Genomic DNA, 21,330 nt, shown 5'->3' with positions numbered 1-21,330 from the left:
ACGTGTCAAGACTGATATTCTCGGTGCATGAGCGAAGCGAACGAGGGCCTCGGCGACGTCCTGAACCACATCACCATGCTGCTCGGGATCGTCACCCGCGAGTACGGCGAACCGGGTGCGCTGAGCTACAGCCGGATGCGGCTGCTGGGCACACTGGAGGAGGTGCAGCCCGCCACGCAACACGAACTGGCGCAGGCGATGCTGGTCTCCGACGCCGCCGTCAGCCGGATGCTCTCCACGCTCGCCGCGGACGGCCTGGTGAGCGTGGAGGTCGACCCCGACCACGCCCGCCGGCGCCTGGTGCGGCTCACCCCGGAGGGCGCCGAGCGGTTCCACGCCTCCAGCACCGACTACGCGGCACAACTCGAAAAGGCGCTCACCGACCGCGGTTTCCCGTACGAGCAGTACCTGCAGGACAGCAAGGTACTGCGCGACATCCTGGCGACCGCGGCCGGTCGCGGCTGACTCAGCCGCCGACGAGCTCGGCGATCTCCTGCGGATCGATCTCGTCGAAGCTGGCCGGGGAGAACTTCGGATCGCGCGTCTTGTCCACCAGCACCGCGCGGATGCCCTCCACGAAATCGGGGCGGCGGATCAGCTTGGCGCCCACCACTGCCTCCTCGGCGAGACACTGCGGCAGCGTGCGCTCGGCGGCCTTGCGGACCAGCGAGAAGGTCACGAACACCGAGGTGGGGCACGCGGTGGCGAGCTGCTCGCGGGCGGTCGCGGCCCAGTCACCGTCGGCCTGCCCGACGGCCGCGAGGATCTCCGGCGCCGAGCCGAGCCCGAACACCGCGGCCACCTGATCGAGGGGCAGCGAGGCCGCCGGGGCGGTACCGCCGAACCGGGCGAGCGACTCGTCGAGGTCGCCGCCCTCCAGCAGCGTGTCCTTGAGCTCGCCCATGTTCTCGGACGGCACGAAGTGCGTGGCGAGCCCGACGGCCAGCGCATCGCCCGCGCCGATCCGGGCGGCGGTCATACCCATCAGCTCGCCGACCCCCTCCGGCAGGCGGCCGAGGATGTAGGTGGCGCCCACATCGGGAAGGAAGCCGATCGCCACCTCGGGCATCGCGATGAGCGCCTTCTCGGAGACCACGCGGTGCGATCCGTGGATCGAAACACCCACGCCGCCACCCATGTTCACACCGTCGATCAGCGCGATCACGGGCTTGGGGAATTCCGCGAGCCGCAGATTCATCTCGTACTCGTCGCGGAAGAACGGGGTGAAGTCCTCCCCCGCCACCACCTGATCGCGGATGGCCCGGATATCGCCGCCCGCGCAGTAGGCCTTCGGCGAGGCGGAGGTCAGCAGGACGCGGGTCACCGCATCGTCGGACTCCCAGGCCTGCAGGGCCGCATCGATCGCGTGCACCATGTCCATGGTGAGCGCGTTGAGCGCCTTCGGCCGGTTCAGTTCGATGTGCCCGGTGCCCCCGGACACGGAGGTGACGATGTCGGTCACTGCACGCCTCTCAGAATTAGTCGCATATCCAACTAGTTCAGTCTGACAGGCGCCCGCGTAATCTGGAACCGCGATGGCGAATCTTCTGGGCGCGGATGCGCTCCACCTCGAGTACCCGACCAAAGTGGTCTTCGATTCCGTCTCCCTCGGTGTGAACGAGGGAGACCGGATCGGGATCGTCGGCCGCAACGGCGACGGCAAGTCCAGCCTGCTCGGCATGCTGGCCGGCACCCGCGAACCCGACTCCGGCCGCGTCACCCGGCGCGGCGGCGTCCGCGTGGGCGTGCTCACCCAGACCGACCTGTTCGACGACACCGACACCGTCGGGCATTCCGTGGTGGGCGAGACGCCCGAACACGAGTGGGCGGGCAACCCCAAGGTGCGCGACATCATCGCCGGGCTCCTCGCCGACCTGCCCTGGGACGCGACCCTCGGCTCCCTCTCCGGCGGCCAGCGGCGGCGCGTGCAGCTCGCCCAGCTGCTCGCGGGCGACCACGACGTGCTCGCCCTCGACGAGCCGACCAACCACCTCGACGTCGAGGCCATCGAATGGCTCGCCGGCCACCTCAAGACCCGCTGGCCCGCCGGCCAGGGCGGCCTGCTCATGGTGACCCACGACCGGTGGATCCTCGACGAGGTGTGCACCGCCACCTGGGAGGTGCACGACCGCATCGTCGAGCCCTTCGAGGGCGGCTACGCCGCGTACATCCTGCAGCGCGTGGAACGCGACCGGCAGGCCGCGACCATCGAGCAGAAGCGGCAGAACCTCGCCCGCAAGGAGCTCGCCTGGCTGCGCCGCGGCGCCCCCGCGCGCACCAGCAAGCCGAAGTTCCGGATCGATGCGGCGAACGCGCTGATCTCCGACGTCCCCGAGATCCGCAACAAGACCGAGCTGGCCTCGCTCGCGGTGTCCCGGCTCGGCAAGGACGTGGTCGACATCCTCGACGTCTCCGTCAGCTACGGCGACAAGCAGGTGCTCAGCGACATCGAATGGCGCATCGCGCCCGGCGAGCGCACCGGCATCCTCGGCGTGAACGGCGCCGGCAAGTCGACCCTCCTCGGGCTGGTCGACGGTGCCGTCTCCCCCACCTCCGGCACGGTCAAGCGCGGCAAGACCGTCAAGGTGGTCACGCTCACCCAGCGGCTCGACGAGCTGGAGGAACACCAGGACGATCCGGTCCGCGTGGTGCTCGCCGATCTGGCCGTGAGCTTCACCGTGGGCAGCGGCTCCAAGGCGCAGGACCTCACGCCCTCGCAGCTGCTGGAGCGCCTCGGCTTCGCCTCCGAGCAGCTCTCGACCCCGGTCAAGGACCTCTCCGGCGGCCAGAAGCGGCGGCTGCAGCTGCTGCTCATCCTGCTGGACCAGCCGAACGTGCTGATCCTCGACGAGCCCACCAACGACCTCGACACCGACATGCTCGCCGCGATGGAGGACCTCCTCGACTCCTGGCCCGGCACGCTGATCGTGGTGAGCCACGACCGGTACTTCCTCGAACGCGTCACCGACCAGCAGTACGCCATCCTCGACCGCCGCCTGCGGCACCTGCCCGGCGGCGTGGACGAGTACCTCGCGCTGCGCCGCGCCCAGCAGAACACCACCGCGGCCGCGGCCGCCGCACCCGCGGCGCCCACGCCCGGGCTCAGCGGCGCCGAACTGCGGGCCGCGCAGAAGGAGGTCACCGCCGTCGAGCGGCGGATGGCCAAGCTCACCGAGCAGATCGACAAGGCCAAGATCGCGCTCGCCGACCACGATCAGGGCGATTACGCCGGCCTCGCCGACGAGATGAAGAAGATCTCCGCACTGGAAGACGAGCTCGCCGATCAGGAGACCCGCTGGTTCGAGCTCACCGAGGCGCTCGACTCCTAGCCGGTCCAGCGGAGGCTGATCTAGCGGAGCACCTCGGCGCCGGCCACCGGGCCGGAGGCCACGCGCACCGTCCGGCACACGCCCGCACCGGCGAGCTCCGAGCCCACCTCGACGGCCGAGTCGGCGTCGATGCACAGAAAGGCACAGGTGGGACCGCTGCCGGAGACGATGCCCGCCAGGGCGCCCGCCTCCATACCCGCCCGCAGCGTGCGCCGCAGACCCGGCTGCAGCGACAGCGCCGCGGCCTGCAGATCGTTGGCGAGCAGCGGCGCAAGGCGATTCGGATCGCCCGAGGCGACGGCGGCGAGCAGATCGTCTGGACTGCCCGCGCGCGGCGGATCGCCCACCTCGCGCAGCCGGTCCAGCTCGCGGTAGACGGCCGGCGTGCTCAGGCCCTCGCGGGCCAGCGCCAGCGTCCAGTGGAACTCGCCGCGCGAGAGCGCGGGGATCAACTGCTCACCGCGGCCGGTACCGAGCGCGGTGCCGCCGTGCAGCGAGAACGGCACATCGGAGCCGAGGGTCGCGGCGATCTCGTCGAGCTCCGGCCGGGACAGGTCCAGGTGCCACAGCGTCGCGGCGCCCAGCAGCGCGGCGGCCGCATCCGCGGATCCGCCGGCCATCCCGCCGGCCACCGGGATGCCCTTGGCGATGGCGATCCGCAGCGCGGGATCGAGGCCGTACCGCTCGGCGAGCGCCACCACGGCCCGCGCGGCCAGGTTGGTGGGATCGGTGGGCACGTCCTGCGCGCCCTCCCCGGAGACGTGCAGGGACAGCTCCTCGGCGCGGCTGAGCGTGACCTCGTCGTGCAGCGACAACGCCTGGAAGACGGTCTGCAACTCGTGATAGCCGTCGGGGCGCACATCGCCGACGCCGAGGTGCAGGTTCACCTTCGCGGGTGCGCGCACGGTGAGCGACGGGGGAACCACGGAAAGCACGCGGTCCAGACTACGGTGCCGGGGCGGTATCGGCGTCCGCGGCGGGCCGCTCGACCTTGGCGCGGGCGATCGCGGCGAACTGCTCCACCGTGAGCTTCTCGCCCCGCTCCCGCGGATCGATACCGGCCGCGACCAGCGCCTCCTCGGCCAGCACCGGGGAACCCGCCCAGCCGCCGAGTGCGGCGCGCAGGGTCTTTCTGCGCTGGGCGAACGCGGCGTCGATGGCCGCCCACAGGTCGGCGCGGGGCACATCGGGCCGCTCCTCGGGCGCGCGCAGGTCGATCCGCACCAGCCCCGACTCCACGTTCGGCTCCGGCCAGAAGACGGCGCGCCCCACGGTGCCGGCCTTGCGGACATCGCCGTAGTAGGCCGCCTTGACCGACGGGACGCCGTACACCCGGGAGCCCGGTCCGGCGGCCAACCGATCGGCCACCTCCAGCTGCACCATGACGAGCACGGTGCGCAGCGTCGGCACCTCGGCGAGCAGGTGCAGCAGGACGGGCACCGCCACGTTGTACGGGAGGTTCGCCACGAGCACCGTCGGGGCGCCTGCGGAAGCCACCTGCTCGCCCGTCACCTTGAGCGCGTCCTCGCCGATCACGGTGAGGTTGCCCGCCAGATCCGGAGCGCGATCGGCGACCGTCCGCGGAAGCTGCTGCGCCAGAACGGGATCGATCTCCACCGCGGTCACCGAGGCGGCGGCGTCGAGCAGCGCCAGGGTGAGCGATCCGAGCCCCGGCCCCACCTCGAGGGCCACATCGTCGGGCCGGACGCCCGCGGCCGTCACGATCTTGCGGACCGTGTTCGGGTCGTGGACGAAGTTCTGCCCGAGCTGCTTGGTGGGCCGAACGGACAACTGCCCGGCCAACGCGCGGATCTCCGCGGGGCCGAGCAGTCGAGCCTGATTCTTGAATTCGGCGCCGGTCACAACGGCTGAGTCTACTTACTCCGAGTTGCCGGACAGTCCGAGCTTCGACGAGCAGGACGGCCAGGCACCCCAGCCCTGCGCCTTGAGCGTCTTACGGGCGATGTCGATCTGCTCCTCGCGGGTGGCCTTGTCGGCGGTGGGGGCGTACTTGCCGCCGCCGTGGCGCAGCCAGGTGCCGTAGTCGAACTGCACGCCGCCGTAGAAGCCGTTGCCGGTGTTGATGGCCCAGTTGCCGGTGGCCTCGCACTGCACCAGCTTGTCCCACACCGAACCCGCCGGCACGAAGGGCGCGCCCGGGGCGGTGCCGACGGCGGTGACGCCGGGAACGCCCGGATCGGTGACCGTGGCGGACAGCTTCTCGCGGGAGACGACCTTGCCGTTCACCACGTGCTCGCGGTACTGCACGTCCTGCTTGCCGAGCTTGCCCGGATCCTTGATCTCGGTCTTGCCGTTGATCAGCTTCGGATCGTCGACCTTCTTCGGCGGCGCGGTGTAGGGCTCGGTGACGGACACCGTGGTGATGCGGTTGCGGACCACGCTGATGGTCATGCCCGGGCGGATCGGGGCGGACGCGGCGGGCGTCACCGAATCCTGCTGGATCAGCGGGGCGCCCATCTTCGCGAGGTACTCGCCCACGGTGCGGCCCGCGGCGTTGGCGCCCACCGTCGTGCCGCTGTCGGAGACGGTGAGCGCGACCGGGGTGACCACGGAGACGGCCGCACCGTCGAGCGGGACGGGCGCATCGGCGGGCACGGAGACGAAGTTCTTCGGATCGCCCAGCCCGGCCGCGGCGAGGGCGGCGCCCATCGACAGGTCGGTGGTCTTCACGGTGCGCACGGAGCCGTTGACGTCGACCGCGATGTCGCGGGCGTGCTGCACGGTGATCGGCTGGTCGGGCGAGACGGTCTGGTTCAGGGCCGGGACGACCTTGTCGTCGGCACCCGCGGCGATACCCGCAGAGTTGAGGATCGACTTCACCGAGCGGCTCATCGTGGAGACCTCGCGCGGCTGACCGTCGACGTTGACGGTGACCTCGGTGTACATGGCCGCGGCGGTGCCGCCGCCCGCCATGACGGCGATGAGCATCGCGCCGGTCAGGGCGCGGACGGGGCCGTTCTCCAGGCGCGTCGCCGCGGCGGCGAGGCGCGACTTCGACGGTGCCGCCTCGGTCTCGGGGGTCTCGTCGGCCGCAGCGGCCTCCGCGACGGGAGCAGCCGTCTCGACGGGGACGTCGACGCCCTCAGGGGTCTCGGGGGTCTCGTCGTCGCCGTAGACCTCGGACTCGAGGTCCATGATCTCCTGGTCGACCTCCAGGTCGACCGTGGTGCCGTCGATGCCGGCCATCCGCGACTGCACGCGGGCGACATCGAATTCGGCGGTCCGCTGACCGGTCTGCGGGAGGACCTCGGGGCGCGACTGGGCGCTGTCTCGCTGATCCGCCGTTGTGGTGTTGTCTGCGTCGAGCTCAGGCACTGTGACTTCCCGGGTGGTGGACTGCGAGTGATCAAGTGGCGACGTTTCGGTCGCCATTACATCACGGTACGGTAACGGAGAACCGGGCGACGTGCCAGTTTCCGTACGTATTCGCAGGTCAGAAGCGTGGCCCGAAGACACGATCCGCCGTTGCAGTGGTAGAAGCCGCGATCCGCTCCGGCGTCGTCCCGCGCAGCTCCGCGAGGAAGCGCGCGGTGTACGGGATGCAGTAGGACTCGTTCGGGGTGCCGCGGAACGGGTGCGGGGTGAGGTACGGGGCATCGGTCTCGACAAGGAACTGATCGTCGGGCACCAGACGCGCGGCCTCCTGCAGTTCGGCGGCGTTCGAGAAGGTGACGGTGCCGGAGAAGCTCAGCACGTAGCCGCGGTCGACGCACTCGCGCGCCATCTCCGCATCGCCGGAGAAGCAGTGGAAGATCACCGTCTCGGGGGCGCCGAAGCGCTCCAGGTCGGCCAGGATGTCGGCGTCGGCCTCGCGGTTGTGGATCATCAGCGGCTTGTCCAGCCGCTTCGCCAGGTCGATGTGCCAGCCGAAGGCCCGGTGCTGCTGCTCCGGGGTGGCCACATCCTCGCGCTTGTCGAGCCAGTACCAATCGAGCCCGGTCTCGCCGATCGCGACGCAGCGCGGATCGGCCGCGAGCCGCTCCAACTCCTCCGGCGCACCGCCGAGTTCCAGTTGGTGGGCGTCCGTCGGGTGCAGGGCCACGGCGGCGTACACGCGGTCGTCCCACCGCGAGGCCTCGATCACGTAGCGCGCCTGCTCCAGATCGCAGGCGACCGTGACCACCCGCTCCACGCCCACCGAGGCGGCGCGGTCCACGAGCGCGCGCACGTCCTCCGGAGTGCGGGCCCGGCAGCCGTCGAGATGGGTGTGGGCGTCGACCAGGCCGCCCAGCGGCGCGGGCAGCGGAGGCGGCGGCTTCTTCTTCCCCATGTCCCCCATTGTTCCCGTACTCCGTGCACGGCCCGCACGGGGACCATGTTTAATCCGGCCTTAAGCGCCGTCGAAGCAGCACCTGGTCGACTCGGCGCAACCGAACCGAGGAGCAAGTCACATGAAGAGGTCCATCCTGCCGTCGCTGATCGTGGCGAGCGCGGCCCTGCTGGCCGCCTGCGGCACCACTGTGACCGGCCAGCCCACCACCGCGCCGAGCTCGACCGGCACCTCGACCTCCGAGGCGCCCGTCATCGTCCCCGCCGGTCTGGACACGGGCACCTTCCCCATCACCGCACAACCGCTTCCGGCGCCCACGGCCGAGGCCGCCTGGGTGGTTGAGGGCAATCGCATGGGCGACGACGCGCTGATCCAGGTCAACGAGGTGGATCCGCGCCTCATCATGGGCGGCGCGATCATGCGCTCCTACCCCGTCCTGAGCGGCAACGACCTCGTGGAGCGGGTGCCCGACGCCACCGCGACCGCCTTCGCGGCGAACTCGATGCGCGTCGGCATGACCACCACGCGTGGCGACAAGCTCGACTCCCCGACGGTCGCCGTCCGCATCGGCCTTTACCGGTTCGACGATCCCCAGACCGCGCTCAAGGCACTCGAGGACGTCCGGCGCGCCACCACCGCGCAGCCCCGGATCGCGATCACCGGCACCGACAACGTGCTCGCCGGCGAGTTCAAGCCGGGCACCGTGGACACGTACCGGACCGAGGGACCGTTCGTCATCAACATCAGCGGCACCGGCCCCACCACCGACGAGGGCGCCGCACTCGTCGCCAAGGCCTACCAGGCGGAGCTGCCGAAGCTGAAGGCCTTCCAGCCGACCGCCACCGACCGGGTCGCCACACTCCCCACCGATGTGGATGCGATCGTAAGCCGGACCCTGCCGCTCGACGGCACCGAATCCACGCCGCTCCTCCTGGTCGGGCACTACGGCCTGAACGGCGTGCTCCACCGCATCGCCGACATCAGCAAGGACGCGGACTACCGCAACGCCGGCATCGATCTGGTCGGACAGCGCGGCAACGTGGTCTACCGGACCCGGGACGCCGCCGCGGCGACCGCACTCGCCGCGGGGCTGAACGGGCGGAACCAGCAGATCTCCGGCATCCCGCAGCTGCCCTCGGTGACCTGCGGAACGCACCGCACCACGAACTACACGTGGTGCTACGTCCCCGTCGGCCGCTACCTGTCGACCGTGAGCGACAGGACGGAGGCGACCGCCAAGCAGAAGGCCGCGGCGCAATTCACCGTGCTCGCGACCACGAAGTAGCACCTCCACACCGACGACCCTGTTTAATCCGGTACCAAGCGCCCGCGCCATCCACAACGGCCGACGCGGCGCCACCGATTCGAGGAGCAATCAGATGAAGAAGTCCGTCCTGCCGGTGCTGGTCGTGAGCACCGCCGCTCTGCTCGGCGCCTGCGGCACCACCGTGAGCGGCCAGCCCACCACCGCGCCCAGCGCATCGTCGGCCGCCGCGACCGTGAAGGTGCCCGCCGGGCTCGACACGGGCACCTACCCCACCACCGCCAAGCCGCAGCCGCCCGCGTCCACCGACACCGCCTGGGTGGTCGAGGGCAACCGGATGGGCGACGAGGCGCTGATCCAGGCCAACGAGGTGGACCCGCGCCTGATCATCGGCGGCGCCGGGCTGCGCTCGTTCCCCGTGCTGCGCGGCACCCAGCTCAGCGAGCGCGTGCCGGACGCGACCTACAAGGCCTTCTCCTCCAACAACATGCGCGTCGGCATGACCACCACGCGCGGCGACAAGCTGGAGGCACCGTCGGTCGCCGTCCGGATCGGCCTGTACCGCTTCGACACCCCGCAGGACGCGACCAAGGCCGTCGAGGCGATCCGCCGCGCCACCACCGCGCAGCGGCAGGTGCCGATCACCGGCACCCCGAACGTGCTGGCCAGCGAGTTCAAGCCCGGCACCGTCGACAGCTACCTCGCCGAGGGCGCCTTCGTGATCAACGTGAGCGGCACCGGCCCGACCACCGACGAGGGCGCGACCTTCGTCAACAAGGCCTTCCAGCTCGAGCTGCCGAAGGTGAAGGGATTCAAGCCCACACCGTCGTCGCAGGTGCCCTCGCTGCCCTCGGACGAGGACGGCATCCTCAGCCGGACACTGCCCCTGAGCGGCACCGAACCGAACCCGGAGCTGCGCATCGGCTACTACGACCTGAACGGGCTGCTGCACCGGATTCCCGACATCAGCAAGGCCGCCACGTACAAGGACGCCGGCGTCGATCTCGTGGGCCAGGCCAGCAACGTGGTGTACCGCACCCGGAGCGAGAAGGCCGCCACCGATTTCGTCAAGGCCCTCGCGGCGCGGGACCAGCCGATCGCGGGCATCCCGGCGCTGCCCTCGGTGACCTGCACGAACCAGCCCACGACCAAGGTCTTCTGGTGCTTCGTGCCGGTGGGCCGCTACGTGTCCACGGTCAGCGACGCCAACGAGGCCGTGGCGAAGCAGAAGGCCTCGGCCCAGTTCTCCGTCCTGGCGACGACGAAGTAGCCGTTACTCGGCGTCCGGCTCCACGTAGCGCGGGAAGACGCCCTGCGGCTTCGGCAGGGCGGTCCCGGCCTTGAGCCGGGTGCCGACGGCCGCGAAGGTCCGCTCGTCGCGCGGCTGCTCCAGCAGGGTGAGCAACTCCTCGGAGGATTCCGGCATCACCGGCTGCAGCAGCAGCGCGACCTGGCGGACCACCTCGGCGGTCACGTACAGCACCGTGCCCATCCGCGCGGGGTCCGTGGCCTTGAGCTTCCACGGCTCCTGCGCCGAGAAGTAGCGGTTGGTCTCGGCGAGCACCGCCCAGATCGACTCCAGGTACAGGTGCAGCGCCTGGTTGTCGACGTGCCCGCGGACCGTCGCGAGCAGTGCGTCGGCCTGGGCCAGCAGCGCGGTGTCCTCGGCGGTGAACTCGCCGGGGGTGGGCACCGTGCCCGCGCAGTTCTTGTTGATCATCGACAGCGACCGCTGCGCCAGGTTGCCGAGCTCGTTCGCCAGGTCGGCGTTGATCCGGCCGACGATGGCCTCGTGGCTGTAGCTGCCGTCCTGGCCGAAGCTCACCTCGCGGAGCAGGAAGAAGCGCACCGCGTCGAGGCCGTAGGCGGCGATCAGCTGGTACGGGTCGACCACGTTGCCGACCGACTTGCTCATCTTCTCGCCCTTGTTGAACAGGAAGCCGTGCGCGAAGACCCGCTCGGGCAGCTCGATCCCGGCGCTCATCAGGAAGGCCGGCCAGTACACGGCGTGGAACCGGATGATGTCCTTGCCGATCATCTGCAGGTTCGGCGGCCAGTACCGCTGGAACTGCTCGGAATCGACATCCGGGTAGCCGGCGCCGGTGAGGTAGTTGGTGAGCGCGTCCACCCACACGTACATCACGTGGTCCGGGTCGCCGGGCACGGGCACGCCCCAGTCGAAGGTGGTGCGGCTGATCGACAGGTCCTTGAGGCCGCCCTTGATGAAGCTGACGATCTCGTTGCGCCGGGTGGCGGGCTCCAGGTAGCCGGGCCGCTCCTCGAACAGCTTCAGCAGCTTGTCCTCGTAGGCCGAGAGCCGGAAGAAGTACGAGGCCTCCTCGGTCCACTCCACGGGGGTGCCGGTGGAGATGGCCGCGCGGGTGCCGTCCTCGAGCAGGGTGGTCTCGTCCTCGGCGTAGTAGGCCTCGTCGCGCACCGAGTACCAGCCGGCGAAGGTGTCGAGGTAGATGTCGCCGTTCGCGGCGAGCTTCTCCCAGATGGCCTGCGAGGCGGTGTAGTGATCGGGGTCCGTGGTGCGGATGAACCGGTCGAAGGTCGAGCCGACGGCGCGCTGCAGCGCCTCGAAGGCGGCGGCGTTGCGGTCGGCGAGGGCCTTGGTCTCGATGCCCTCCTTGGCGGCGGCCTGCTGCATCTTGAGGCCGTGCTCGTCGGTTCCCGTCAGGAAGAAGACGTCGAAACCGTCGAGGCGCTTGAAGCGCGCGATCGTGTCGGTGGCGATGTACTCGTAGGCGTGCCCGATGTGGGGCACGCCGTTCGGATACGCGATCGCCGTGGTGACGTAGAAAGCCTTGTCTGCAGCCATGATGGGCCCAGCTTATCGGGGGCGCGCAAGGCCGTTTGCGCTGGACCCACCGCGATTCGACGATGCTCAGGCCGAGAGCACGCCCGCGACGGGGACCGCGTCGAGGGCCTCGACCGCATCGTCGGCGGTGCGCCGGAAACGGGCGATGTCGCCGCCGTACTGGATGTAGACCACGTCGTGGTCCACGCCGATCACGGTGGTCTCGGGCGTGGGTTCCGCGGCGGCGATGCCGGCGTACGCACCGTCGACGTAGAACCGCACCTGGCTGCGGGCACCGCTGTGCGCCACGTGCACCCAGGTCAGCCGGCCACCCAGTGCGGCGCCGCCGTCGATCACGCGATTCATCTCCACCCTCTGCCATGTCGGTCGATTCGAAGTTCGTCTCACACCCTGTCGTGAAACGGGGTGCCGGCGCATCCGGATAACCACCCATATCCGCCCTGAGTGCACGTGGCACGATGGCGCGGTGCATCCGGTCGAGCTGCTGCGGGCGTTGCGTGATCGCGGCCTGCGTCCCGCGGCGCTGCTGGGTTCCTGGGGCGGCTACCGCGCGGTGATCGCCCCGGCCCCGCAGCTGCGGCCCGGTCGCCTGCCCGACGGTGCGCCCTGGCTGGGGCTGGTCGGCTACCCGGATGCGGTGCCCGGCGACGGGCGGCTCCTCCCCGAGGTGATCGGCGGCGATCCCGGCCCGCTGCTGCTGCAACGCGCCGACGGCACCTGGGAGAGCACCGATCCCGGCATCGGGCTGCCGCCCGCGCCGGGGCGGGCGGGCCGGTGGAGCGCGTCCTGGCGCACGCCCCGCCGCGACGATCACCGGGCGGCGGTGCTCGCGTGCCAGGAGGCGATCCGGGCCGGCGAGGTGTACCAGGTGAACGTGTGCACCCGGTTCGACGGCGACCTCGACGGCGATCCGCTGGACCTGTTCGCGGACATCGTCTCCCGCACCTCACCCGCCAAGGCCGCGTACCTCTCAGGCGAGTGGGGCGCCGTGGCCTCCTTCTCCCCGGAGACCTTCCTCACCGAGCGCGACGGCCTGCTCACCGAGCGCCCGATCAAGGGCACGCTCCCCCTGGCCGAGCCGCCGGAACGGTTGCGCGCCAGCAGCAAGGACGTCGCGGAGAACGTGATGATCGTGGACCTGGTGCGCAACGATCTGAGCCGCGTCGCGCAGACGGGAACGGTGCGGACCCCGGAACTGCTGCGGATCGAGGCGGCCCCCGGGGTGTGGCACCTGGTCTCGGCGGTCACCGCCCGGCAGCGGCCCGGGATCACCCGCGGCGATCTGCTCGACGCCACCTTCCCGCCCGCCTCGGTGACGGGCACCCCGAAGATCGCCGCCCGAACCCGGATCACGGAGTGGGAGAAGCACACCCGCGGCACGTACTGCGGCGCGATCGGGATCGATCACCCCCGCACCGGCCTGGACCTCAACGTGGCGATCCGCACCGTCGAGGCCCGTGACGGGCGCCTGCGGTTGGGGGTGGGTGGGGGCATCACCATCGATTCGGAGCCCGACGCGGAGTGGCGGGAGTGCCTGGACAAGGCCTCGTCGATCGTCGGATATCGCTCTCAGGAGTGATGACGGCGGGCGCCGCGGGGCGCGAGGCTCACCCCATGGTCGATGTCCGCGCTCCCCTGATCCGTCGTTTCCTGCTGCTGCTCGGGGCCGCCTTCGCGGCCGGCGTGGGATTCGGCGGATGGCTGTACACGCGGCGCGATCCGCAGGTGGCGGGCTTCGTCCCGTGGACCGCGGCCTGGCCGCAGCACGCGGTGGTGGCGGTGGTCGGGGTGGTCCTGGTGGCGGTCGTGGTGCGCCGACGGTGGCGGCCGCGCCGCCCGGCGCTCACGCCGCTGCGACTGGCGGTGGCGGCGCCGCTGCTCGGGCTGCTGGTGTTCGCGGCCTTCCGGGCCGGGGTGCAGGTCCTGGCGGGGTTGGATCCGAACTTCACGGTGAACGCCTGGGGCGGCCCCACGTACGCGGGGGCGATGGCCTGCCACTACCTGGATCTCGCGGTGGGCGGGATCGTGGTGGTGGGCGCCCTGCGGCTGATCCTGACTCAGCGCGCGGCGAGCGCCGCCTCGTAGAGCTCGCGTTTGGAGGCACCGGTCTCCGCGGCGACGGCCGCGCAGGCGTCCTTGAGCCGCTCCCCCGCCTCCACGCGGCGCAGCACGGCACCGAGGTGATCGGTGGGGTCGGTGGAGACGGCCGCGGCACCGGCGATGACCACGGTGATCTCCCCGCGCACCCCGTCGGCCGCCCAGGCGGCGAGCTCGCCGAGCGGGCCGCGCCGCACCTCCTCGTAGGTCTTGGTGAGCTCGCGGCACACGGCCGCCCGGCGGTCCGCCCCGAGCACGTCGGCGGCGTCGGCGAGGGTCTCGGCGAGCCGGTGCGGGGATTCGAAGAAGACGCAGGCGCGGCGTTCGGTGGTGAGCTCGGCGAGCCAGGTGCGGCGGGCGCCGGACTTGCGCGGGGCGAATCCGTCGAAGCAGAACCGTTCGACGGGGAGCCCGGACAGCGCCAGCGCGGTGGTCACGGCCGAGGGGCCGGGGAGGCAGGTGACGGCGTGCCCGGCCTCGACGACGGCGGCGACCAGGCGGTATCCCGGATCGGAGACCGAGGGCATCCCGGCGTCGGTGATGAGCAGGACGCGGGCCCCGCCGGCGATCTCGTCGAGCAGCTGCGGGATACGACCCTGCTCGTTGTGGTCGTAGAAGCTGAGGACCCGGCCGCGGAGCTCCACACCGAGCTGGGAGGCGAGGGTGCGGGCCCGCCGGGTGTCCTCGGCGGCGATGATGTCGGCCTCGCCGAGCGCCGCGATCAACCGGGCGGTGGCGTCGCCGGGGTTGCCCATCGGGACTCCCGCCACGACGAGAACACCCGCTCCGTCCTGCGCCTCCTGGGATCCCACAGGTAACACCCTACGATGGGGCGGGTGACCGCACTGGCAACGCCCGCGCACGAGCGCCCTCCGGTCCGCGCAGTCGTGAGCCCGGGCCCCACGCTGCCGCCCGCCGTCTTCGGCGCCACCGACCGCGGCTTCGGCTGGACGGTGACCCTCGTGCTCACCGCGGTGGCTGCGGCCACCCGCTTCTTCACCCTGGGCTACCCCAGCAACGACGGCTTCCTCGGCACCCAGGCGGTGCAGACGCCCGTCTTCGACGAGAAGCACTACGCACCGCAGGGCTGGCAGGTGCTCGACAGCGGCCGCTGGATCGAGGACAACCCCGGGTTCGGCCTGATCGTGCACCCGCCGGTGGGCAAGTGGATGATCGCGATCGGCGAGTGGCTCTTCGGCTACGGGCCGATGGGCTGGCGGTTCATGTCGGCTGTGTGCGGCACCCTGCTGGTCCTCCTGGTGATCCGCGCGGCGCGGCGGCTCTCGCGGTCCACGCTGATCGGCGGCCTCGCGGGCCTGTTCCTGATCTGCGACGGACTCACGATGGTCTCGTCGCGGGTGGCACTGCTCGACATCTTCCTGGTCTTCTTCGGCTTCGCCGCGTTCTCGATGATCCTGGTGGACCGGGATCAGATGCGCGAGCGGCTGCACCGGGTGGCGGTCGAGGGCCGGATCGACGATTCCCCGTACGGCCCGCGGCTGGGCTTCCGCTGGTGGCGCTTCTCGGCGGCGCTGATGGTGGGCCTGGCGTGCGGTGTGAAGTGGTCGGGCATCTACTTCCTGATCGGCGTCCTGGTGCTGTCGCTGGCCTTCGATGTGGCGAACCGTCGCGCGTACGGCGTGCAGAAGCCCTGGGTGGGCACGCTGCTGCGCGATGTGGTGCCGTCGGGCATGTCGCTCGGGGTGACCCCGGTGCTGGTGTACCTGGGCACCTTCTGGGCGTGGTTCGCCTCGGAGACCGCGGTCTTCCGGTACGCGGTGGGCAATCAGGTGCCCAGCGGCGGCACGTTCGGCTGGGTGCCGGATTCGTTGCGCTCGCTGTTCTACTACGAGAGCACGATCCTCAAGTTCCACGACAGCCTCACCAACTCGGCGGGCAATCACCATCCGTGGGAATCGAAACCCTGGACCTGGCCGATGGGCCTGCGGCCGATGCTGTACCACTACACCGCCGACCAATCGAGCGGCATGTGCGGCGACGGCCCCTGCGTGCGCGCGGTGATGGCGGTGGGGACGCCCGCGCTCACCTGGATCGCGGTCCCGGTGGTGCTGTGGTCGCTGTGGAAGATGTTCGTCAAGCGGGACTGGGCCTACGCCGCCCCGGTCACCATGTACTTCGCCACCTATCTGCCGTGGTTCCTCAATCTCGACCGGCAGATGTACTACTTCTACGCGCTCACCCTGATGCCCTTCCTGTGCATCATGATCGCCCTGATCTGCCGCGAGGTGCTGGGCCTGGACGGCCGCTCGAAGTACTTCGGTTTCGAGCGCAAGCAGCTCGGACAGTGGGTCGTGGTCTTGTACACGACGCTGGTGGTGCTCAACTTCGCGTGGCTGTGGCCGATCCTGACCGCCGCGCCGATCCCGATGTGGTGGTGGCGCCTGGAGCTGTGGCTGCCCAGCTGGCAGTAGCGGCGCGTCACCGGGCGACGGTGGCGATCCTGGTCTCGCGGGCCAGCATCCATGCCCCTGCGGCGAAGACGCACAGGATCGCGGTGACCACGAACGCCCAGGTGTAGCCGAAGAACTGGGCGATGGCGCCGGCCAGCAGGGGGCCGCTGATGGTGCCCGCGTCCTGCGCCATCTGGTAGGCCGAGAGGGCGCTGCCGCCGCGGCCCTTGCCGTGCAGCACATCGGCCAGCGAGGCCTGGATCGTGGGCGCCACCAGGCCGGTGCCGAAGCCGGCGACCACGGTGACGAGGAAGGCCACGAGCACCGAATCGGTGAAGCCGAGCGCCGCGGTACCCACGGCGATCACCAGCATGCCGGTCACGATGAACGGGCGGCGGCCGAACCGATCGGAGGCGCGGCCGGCGGGGAACATGGCCAGCACGTCCCCCAGCGCATAGGCGGCGAGGGCGTAGCCGGCGATCGCGGCGGGCTGGTGCAGCACGTCGCCGAAGAAGAGCGGCAGCAGCGAGACGCGCATGGAGAACACCCAGCCGTAGATCACGGCGGTGAACAGCGCCGCGCGGTAGGCGGAATCGCCGAGGGCCTCGCGCACCGTCGTCCCCGGTCCGGCGTCGTCGGCCGAGGGCTGGGCCAGCTGCGAGTTGCGCAGCGCGAACCACACCACCGCGGTCGCGATCACCAGCGCGGCGGCGTAGACCACGAAGGGCACCCGCAGGCCGAAGCCCACCAGCGCGCCGCCCAGCAGTGGGCCGCAGATGCCGCCCAGCACGAAACTCGACGAGTAGACGCCGGCCACCCGGCCGCGGATCTCGGACGGGGCGATGCGGATCATCAGGCCCATCGCGGACACCGTGAACATCACCGAGCCCACTCCGCCCAGGCCGCGGAAGAGCAACAACTGCCAGTAGGTCTGCGCGAAGGCCACCGCGAGGGTGGACGCCGCGACGATCAGCAGGCCCGCCATGTAGATCGAGCGCTCGCCGAGCCGCCGCACCAGCGGTCCGGTGGCGGGCGCGAAGGCGAGCCTCATGATCGCGAAGACGCTCACCACGGCGGAGGCCGCGGTGATGCCCACGTCGAAGGTGCGGGCGAAGGCGGGCAGCGCGGGGGCCACCACGCCGTAGCCGAGGGCGATCACGAAACTGGCCGCGACCAGCACCCACACCTCGGGCGGAATCCGCTGCCGTTCGGATGCGAGGGCGGCGGGTTCGGTCACCGAGGAATTATCCGTCAAGAAGTCGTTAAGACCCGCATGGGGGCCGTTAACGACGGGCGTTGTCGTCCGATTCGGGGTGTCAGGTGGAGGCCATGGACATCTCCAACGCGTTGGCCCTCGGGGCCGCGATCCTCACCCTCGCGTACCTGCTGTACGCGCTGCTGCGCCCGGAGCAGTTCTGATGGGGAACACCTCGTCGGGCATTCTGACGATTCTCACGCTGGTCGCCGCGCTGGCGATCTGTTACCGACCGCTCGGTGACTACCTGGCGCACGTGGTGACCACTCCGCGGCATTGGCGCGTGGAGAAGGTCGTGTACAAGGTGGTCGGCGCCGATCCGGAGGCCGAGCAGGGCTACCGCACCTACGCGGTGGCCGCGCTGGCGTTCAGCGCGGTGAGCATCATCGGGCTCACGACCCTGCTGCTGGTGCAGGGCTGGCTGCCCGGTTTCGCGCCGCGGCAGTGGCGTTTCGACGAGGCGCTCAACACCGCGATCTCGTTCGTCACCAACACCAACTGGCAGTGGTACGGCGGCGAGTCGATGGCGAACCTGATCGCGCAGGCCGTGGGCCTCGCGGTGCAGAACTTCGTCTCCGCCGCCGTCGGCATCGCCGTGGCGGTGGCGCTGATCCGCGGCTTCGTGCGCTCGCGCACCGACCGGCTGGGCAACTTCTGGGTGGACCTGACCCGGATCACGCTGCGGGTGCTGCTGCCGATCTCGGTGATCGGCGCGGTGATCCTCATGGCGCAGGGCGTGGTGCAGACGCTGTGGCAGCGGCACGACATCGCGACCATCGACGGCGGCAAGCAGGTGCTCACGGGCGGCCTGGTGGCCTCGCAGGAGGTGATCAAGCTCCTCGGCACGAACGGCGGCGGCTACTTCAACGCGAACTCGGCGCACCCGTTCGAGAACCCGACGGCCGCGACCAATCTGTTCCAGATCTTCCTCATCCTGCTCATCCCGGTGGCGCTGCCGCGCATGCTGGGCAATCTGGTGGGCAGCCACCGGCAGGGCTACGCGATCCTCGGCGCGATGGGCGTGATCTTCTCGGTCTCGCTGGCGATCTCGACGTGGTCGCAGCTCGCCGGGCAGGGCACCGCGCCGCGCGCGGCCGGCGCCCCGCTGGAGGGCCAGGAGTTGCAGTTCGGGCAGTGGGGCACATCGCTGTTCGCGACGGCCACCACGAGTACCTCGACCGGCGCGGTGAACGCCTCGCACGACAGTCTCACTCCCGGGGCCGGCGGTGCCGCCCTGGTGAACATGCTGCTCGGTGAGGTCAGCCCCGGTGGCGTGGGCTCGGGCCTGTACGGGATGTTGGTGATCGCCGTGCTCACGGTGTTCCTGTGCGGTCTCATGGTGGGCCGCACCCCCGAGTACCTCGGCAAGAAGATCGGCCGGCAGGAGATCACCCTGGCGGCGCTGTACATCCTGGTGATGCCGGCGCTCGTGCTGGTGGGCACCGCGTCCACGGTGATCCAGGACCAGGGCACCGCCGCGATGGCCAACGACGGGCCGCACGGCCTGTCGGAGGTGTTGTACGCCTTCGCCTCCGCCGCCAACAACAACGGCAGCGCCTTCCCGGGCCTGTCGGTGGACACCCCGTGGTTCAACTACACGCTCGGCGCGGCGATGCTGCTCGGCCGGTTCGCGCCGATGGTCGCGATCCTCGCCCTCGCGGGTGCGCTCGCGAAGCAGCAGCCCGTGCCGACCACCGCGGGAACCATTCCCACCCATCGCCCGCTGTTCGTGGGCCTCACCGTGGGCGTCGTGGTGCTGGTGGCCGGACTCACGTTCGTCCCCGCCCTCGCGCTCGCGCCGATCTCGGAGGTGACCCGGTGAGCGCTGCGCTCAGCCCGGCTGAACTGAAGTCCGCGCTCCCCCGCGCGGTCGCCAAGCTCGATCCCCGCACGCAGATCCGCCAGCCGGTGGTCTTCGTGGTGTGGCTGTCGTCGGTGTACACCACCGCACTCGCCATCGTGAACCCCTCGGTGTTCGCCTGGTCGGTCACCGTCTTCCTCTGGGCCACGGTGCTGTTCGCGAACCTCGCCGAGGCGGTGGCCGAGGGCCGCGGCCGCGCGCAGGCGGAATCCCTGCGCAAGGCGAAGACGGAGACCGTCGCGCGCCGCAGGACCGCGACCGGCGAGGAGCAGGTGCCCGGCTCGCAGCTGCACGTGGGCGATCAGGTGATCGTCGAGGCCGGCGAGGTGATCCCGGGCGACGGCGACGTGGTCGAGGGCATGGCCACGGTCGACGAATCGGCCATCACCGGCGAATCCGCGCCCGTGGTGCGGGAATCCGGCGGCGACCGGTGCGCCGTCACCGGCGGCACCCGCGTGCTGTCCGACCGGATCGTGGTGGAGATCAAGACCGAGCCCGGTAAGAGCTTCATCGACCGGATGATCGGCCTCGTGGAGGGCGCGAACCGGCAGAAGACGCCGAACGAGATCGCGCTCAACATCCTGCTGACGGTGCTCACCATCATCTTCCTGCTGGCCGTGGCCACGCTGCAGCCGATGGCGATCTACTCCGGCGGCCAGATCGACATCGTGGTGCTGGTGGCCCTGCTGGTGTGCCTGATCCCCACCACGATCGGTGCGCTGCTCTCGGCGATCGGCATCGCGGGCATGGACCGGCTGGTGCAGCGCAACGTGATCGCGAAATCGGGCCGCGCCGTGGAGGCCGCGGGCGATGTCTCGACCCTGCTGCTCGACAAGACCGGCACCATCACCTACGGCAACCGGCGCGCCACGTCCTTCCACCCCGTCGCGGGCGTCACCGAGCACACCCTCGCGGGCAACGCGCTGCTGGCCTCGCTGGCCGACGAGACGCCCGAGGGGCGTTCCATCGTGGACCTCGCCGAGGCGCAGGGCCACGAGGCGCCGACCGTGCAGATCGGCACCGTCGTCCCGTTCACGGCGCAGACCCGCATGTCCGGTGTGGACCTGCCCGACGGCACCCGGGTGCGCAAGGGCGCGTCCGCCGCCGTGCTCTCGTGGGTGGCCACCGAGCACGGTGACACCGAGACGCTGGGCGCCGTGGACACCCGGCTGATCGTGGACGAGATCTCCGCGTCCGGCGGCACCCCGCTGGTGGTGGCCTACGCGCAGCCCGGTGCGGCCCCGCAGTTGCACGGCGTGGTGCACCTCAAGGACGTCGTCAAGGAGGGCATGGCGGACCGCTTCGCGCAGTTGCGCGCCATGGGCATCCGCACCGTGATGGTGACGGGCGACAATCCGCTCACCGCGAAGGCCATCGCCGAGGAGGCGGGCGTCGACGATTACCTCGCCGAGGCCACCCCGGAAGACAAGCTGGCGCTAATCAAGCGGCAGCAGGAGGGCGGCCGGCTGGTCGCGATGACCGGCGACGGCACCAACGACGCGCCCGCGCTGGCGCAGGCCGATGTGGGCGTCGCGATGAACACGGGCACCTCCGCCGCGAAGGAGGCCGGGAACATGATCGACCTGGACTCCGATCCGACGAAGCTGATCGACGTGGTGGAGATCGGCAAGCAGCTGCTCATCACCCGCGGCGCGCTGACCACGTTCTCCATCGCCAACGACGTCGCGAAGTACTTCGCGATCATCCCCGCGATGTTCGTGCCGTTGGCGCCGCAGTTGGACGTGCTCAACGTGATGCGGCTGTCCAGCCCGCAGTCGGCGATCCTGTCGGCGGTGATCTTCAACGCGCTGATCATCGTGGCGCTGATCCCGCTCGCGATGCGGGGCGTGAAGTACACGGCCAAGGCGGCCGACAAGCTGCTCGCCCGCAACCTGACGATCTACGGCCTCGGCGGCATCATCGTGCCGTTCATCGGGATCAAGCTGATCGACCTCGTGGTCTCGCTACTACCGGGCCTGTCCTAGAAAGGGACGACAC

The 21,330-nt window shown here is 70.6% G+C and carries 19 protein-coding genes; 10 read left to right on the top strand and 9 right to left on the bottom strand.

All coding sequences use genetic code 11. The annotated features are described in order from the left end of the window. The first annotated feature begins 27 nt into the window (after positions 1–27). On the top strand, positions 28–465 hold the full coding sequence (locus tag TTY48_RS14285) for a MarR family winged helix-turn-helix transcriptional regulator (protein ID WP_220658118.1): 438 nt from the start codon (positions 28–30) through the stop codon (positions 463–465). Position 466: 1 nt separating this feature from the next. Here the strand turns inward: TTY48_RS14285 and TTY48_RS14280 are convergent, their stop codons facing one another. Further along, positions 467–1,462, bottom strand: coding sequence for an enoyl-CoA hydratase/isomerase family protein (locus tag TTY48_RS14280; RefSeq protein WP_220658117.1), 996 nt, complete (start codon positions 1,460–1,462; stop codon positions 467–469). Positions 1,463–1,535: 73 nt separating this feature from the next. On the opposite strand from TTY48_RS14280, the gene TTY48_RS14275 reads away from it, so the two are divergent. Then, entirely contained in the window at positions 1,536–3,329 is a 1,794-nt protein-coding gene (locus tag TTY48_RS14275; RefSeq protein ID WP_220658116.1) for an ABC-F family ATP-binding cassette domain-containing protein, read from the top strand. A 20-nt stretch (positions 3,330–3,349) separates the two neighbouring features. Here TTY48_RS14275 and TTY48_RS14270 read toward each other — a convergent pair whose 3' ends face one another. From TTY48_RS14270 to TTY48_RS14255, 4 genes are all read right to left on the bottom strand, one after another. Continuing rightward, complete coding sequence (locus tag TTY48_RS14270; RefSeq protein WP_220658115.1) at positions 3,350–4,264, bottom strand: 4-(cytidine 5'-diphospho)-2-C-methyl-D-erythritol kinase; 915 nt, start codon at positions 4,262–4,264, stop codon at positions 3,350–3,352. Between the two features lie 10 nt (positions 4,265–4,274). Then, a complete protein-coding gene (gene rsmA, locus TTY48_RS14265) occupies positions 4,275–5,192 on the bottom strand; it encodes a 16S rRNA (adenine(1518)-N(6)/adenine(1519)-N(6))-dimethyltransferase RsmA (RefSeq protein ID WP_220658114.1) in 918 nt (305 codons plus the stop codon). A gap of 15 nt (positions 5,193–5,207) precedes the next feature. Further along, positions 5,208–6,665, bottom strand: a complete 1,458-nt coding sequence (locus TTY48_RS14260; protein ID WP_220658113.1) for a resuscitation-promoting factor — start codon at positions 6,663–6,665, stop codon at positions 5,208–5,210. Between the two features lie 118 nt (positions 6,666–6,783). Then, the gene (locus tag TTY48_RS14255) at positions 6,784–7,620 is read right to left on the bottom strand and encodes a TatD family hydrolase (protein ID WP_220658112.1); all 837 of its coding nucleotides are present in this window, start codon (positions 7,618–7,620) and stop codon (positions 6,784–6,786) included. Between the two features lie 121 nt (positions 7,621–7,741). Between TTY48_RS14255 and TTY48_RS14250 the strand changes: the two genes are divergently transcribed. Together TTY48_RS14250 and TTY48_RS14245 are read left to right on the top strand one after the other, a co-directional pair. After that, positions 7,742–8,905 carry a hypothetical protein gene (locus TTY48_RS14250; protein WP_220658111.1) on the top strand — a complete coding sequence of 388 codons (1,164 nt, stop codon included), beginning with the start codon at positions 7,742–7,744 and terminating at the stop codon, positions 8,903–8,905. A gap of 94 nt (positions 8,906–8,999) precedes the next feature. Continuing rightward, positions 9,000–10,154, top strand: coding sequence for a hypothetical protein (locus tag TTY48_RS14245; protein ID WP_220658110.1), 1,155 nt, complete (start codon positions 9,000–9,002; stop codon positions 10,152–10,154). Positions 10,155–10,157: 3 nt separating this feature from the next. Here the strand turns inward: TTY48_RS14245 and metG are convergent, their stop codons facing one another. Both metG and TTY48_RS14235 read right to left on the bottom strand, forming a co-directional pair. Beyond that, entirely contained in the window at positions 10,158–11,708 is a 1,551-nt protein-coding gene (gene metG, locus TTY48_RS14240; RefSeq protein ID WP_220658109.1) for a methionine--tRNA ligase, read from the bottom strand. Positions 11,709–11,774: 66 nt separating this feature from the next. Next, positions 11,775–12,053 (bottom strand): hypothetical protein, encoded by a 279-nt coding sequence (locus tag TTY48_RS14235; protein ID WP_220658108.1) that lies wholly within the window; start codon positions 12,051–12,053, stop codon positions 11,775–11,777. 121 nt (positions 12,054–12,174) lie between these two features. On the opposite strand from TTY48_RS14235, the gene TTY48_RS14230 reads away from it, so the two are divergent. Together TTY48_RS14230 and TTY48_RS14225 are read left to right on the top strand one after the other, a co-directional pair. After that, on the top strand, positions 12,175–13,287 hold the full coding sequence (locus TTY48_RS14230; RefSeq protein ID WP_220658107.1) for an aminodeoxychorismate synthase component I: 1,113 nt from the start codon (positions 12,175–12,177) through the stop codon (positions 13,285–13,287). A 35-nt stretch (positions 13,288–13,322) separates the two neighbouring features. Then, complete coding sequence (locus TTY48_RS14225) at positions 13,323–13,793, top strand: hypothetical protein (protein WP_220658106.1); 471 nt, start codon at positions 13,323–13,325, stop codon at positions 13,791–13,793. Here TTY48_RS14225 and rsmI read toward each other — a convergent pair. After that, positions 13,766–14,617 (bottom strand): 16S rRNA (cytidine(1402)-2'-O)-methyltransferase, encoded by an 852-nt coding sequence (gene rsmI / locus TTY48_RS14220; RefSeq protein ID WP_220658105.1) that lies wholly within the window; start codon positions 14,615–14,617, stop codon positions 13,766–13,768. The two genes, TTY48_RS14225 and rsmI, sit on opposite strands and share 28 nt — an antisense overlap. 15 nt (positions 14,618–14,632) lie before the next feature. On the opposite strand from rsmI, the gene TTY48_RS14215 reads away from it, so the two are divergent. Continuing rightward, positions 14,633–16,237, top strand: a complete 1,605-nt coding sequence (locus TTY48_RS14215; RefSeq protein ID WP_220658104.1) for a dolichyl-phosphate-mannose--protein mannosyltransferase — start codon at positions 14,633–14,635, stop codon at positions 16,235–16,237. A gap of 7 nt (positions 16,238–16,244) precedes the next feature. On the opposite strand, the gene TTY48_RS14210 is transcribed toward TTY48_RS14215, so the two are convergent. Continuing rightward, positions 16,245–17,453, bottom strand: a complete 1,209-nt coding sequence (locus tag TTY48_RS14210; protein WP_220658103.1) for an MFS transporter — start codon at positions 17,451–17,453, stop codon at positions 16,245–16,247. Between the two features lie 92 nt (positions 17,454–17,545). On the opposite strand from TTY48_RS14210, the gene TTY48_RS14205 reads away from it, so the two are divergent. From TTY48_RS14205 to kdpB, 3 genes are read left to right on the top strand one after another with little or no spacing between them, the layout of a single operon-like run. Continuing rightward, the gene (locus tag TTY48_RS14205) at positions 17,546–17,635 is read left to right on the top strand and encodes a potassium-transporting ATPase subunit F (protein ID WP_220658102.1); all 90 of its coding nucleotides are present in this window, start codon (positions 17,546–17,548) and stop codon (positions 17,633–17,635) included. Then, positions 17,635–19,293 (top strand): potassium-transporting ATPase subunit KdpA, encoded by a 1,659-nt coding sequence (kdpA, locus tag TTY48_RS14200; RefSeq protein ID WP_220658101.1) that lies wholly within the window; start codon positions 17,635–17,637, stop codon positions 19,291–19,293. Before TTY48_RS14205 ends, kdpA begins: the two co-directional genes overlap by 1 nt. Beyond that, on the top strand, positions 19,290–21,317 hold the full coding sequence (gene kdpB, locus TTY48_RS14195; RefSeq protein ID WP_220658100.1) for a potassium-transporting ATPase subunit KdpB: 2,028 nt from the start codon (positions 19,290–19,292) through the stop codon (positions 21,315–21,317). Before kdpA ends, kdpB begins: the two co-directional genes overlap by 4 nt. Positions 21,318–21,330: the final 13 nt, after the last annotated feature.

The organism is Tsukamurella sp. TY48 (genome assembly GCF_019656655.1).
GTDB classification, from domain to species: Bacteria; Actinomycetota; Actinomycetes; order Mycobacteriales; family Mycobacteriaceae; genus Tsukamurella; species Tsukamurella strandjordii.
Note: the sequence above shows the minus strand (reverse complement) of the source record. Positions and strands in the feature narration are given on the sequence as shown.

What these genes read in the sequence shown, in the direction of transcription:
- metG (WP_220658109.1), bottom strand. Translation starts at nt 11,708, where the DNA reads ATGGCTGCAGACAAGGCTTTCTACGTCACCACGGCGATCGCGTATCCG.
- TTY48_RS14235 (WP_220658108.1), bottom strand. Translation starts at nt 12,053, where the DNA reads ATGAATCGCGTGATCGACGGCGGCGCCGCACTGGGTGGCCGGCTGACC.
- TTY48_RS14250 (WP_220658111.1), top strand. Translation starts at nt 7,742, where the DNA reads ATGAAGAGGTCCATCCTGCCGTCGCTGATCGTGGCGAGCGCGGCCCTG.
- TTY48_RS14225 (WP_220658106.1), top strand. Translation starts at nt 13,323, where the DNA reads ATGGTCGATGTCCGCGCTCCCCTGATCCGTCGTTTCCTGCTGCTGCTC.
- TTY48_RS14285 (WP_220658118.1), top strand. Translation starts at nt 28, where the DNA reads ATGAGCGAAGCGAACGAGGGCCTCGGCGACGTCCTGAACCACATCACC.
- TTY48_RS14245 (WP_220658110.1), top strand. Translation starts at nt 9,000, where the DNA reads ATGAAGAAGTCCGTCCTGCCGGTGCTGGTCGTGAGCACCGCCGCTCTG.
- TTY48_RS14275 (WP_220658116.1), top strand. Translation starts at nt 1,536, where the DNA reads ATGGCGAATCTTCTGGGCGCGGATGCGCTCCACCTCGAGTACCCGACC.
- TTY48_RS14255 (WP_220658112.1), bottom strand. Translation starts at nt 7,620, where the DNA reads ATGGGGAAGAAGAAGCCGCCGCCTCCGCTGCCCGCGCCGCTGGGCGGC.
- TTY48_RS14215 (WP_220658104.1), top strand. Translation starts at nt 14,633, where the DNA reads ATGGGGCGGGTGACCGCACTGGCAACGCCCGCGCACGAGCGCCCTCCG.
- TTY48_RS14205 (WP_220658102.1), top strand. Translation starts at nt 17,546, where the DNA reads ATGGACATCTCCAACGCGTTGGCCCTCGGGGCCGCGATCCTCACCCTC.
- kdpA (WP_220658101.1), top strand. Translation starts at nt 17,635, where the DNA reads ATGGGGAACACCTCGTCGGGCATTCTGACGATTCTCACGCTGGTCGCC.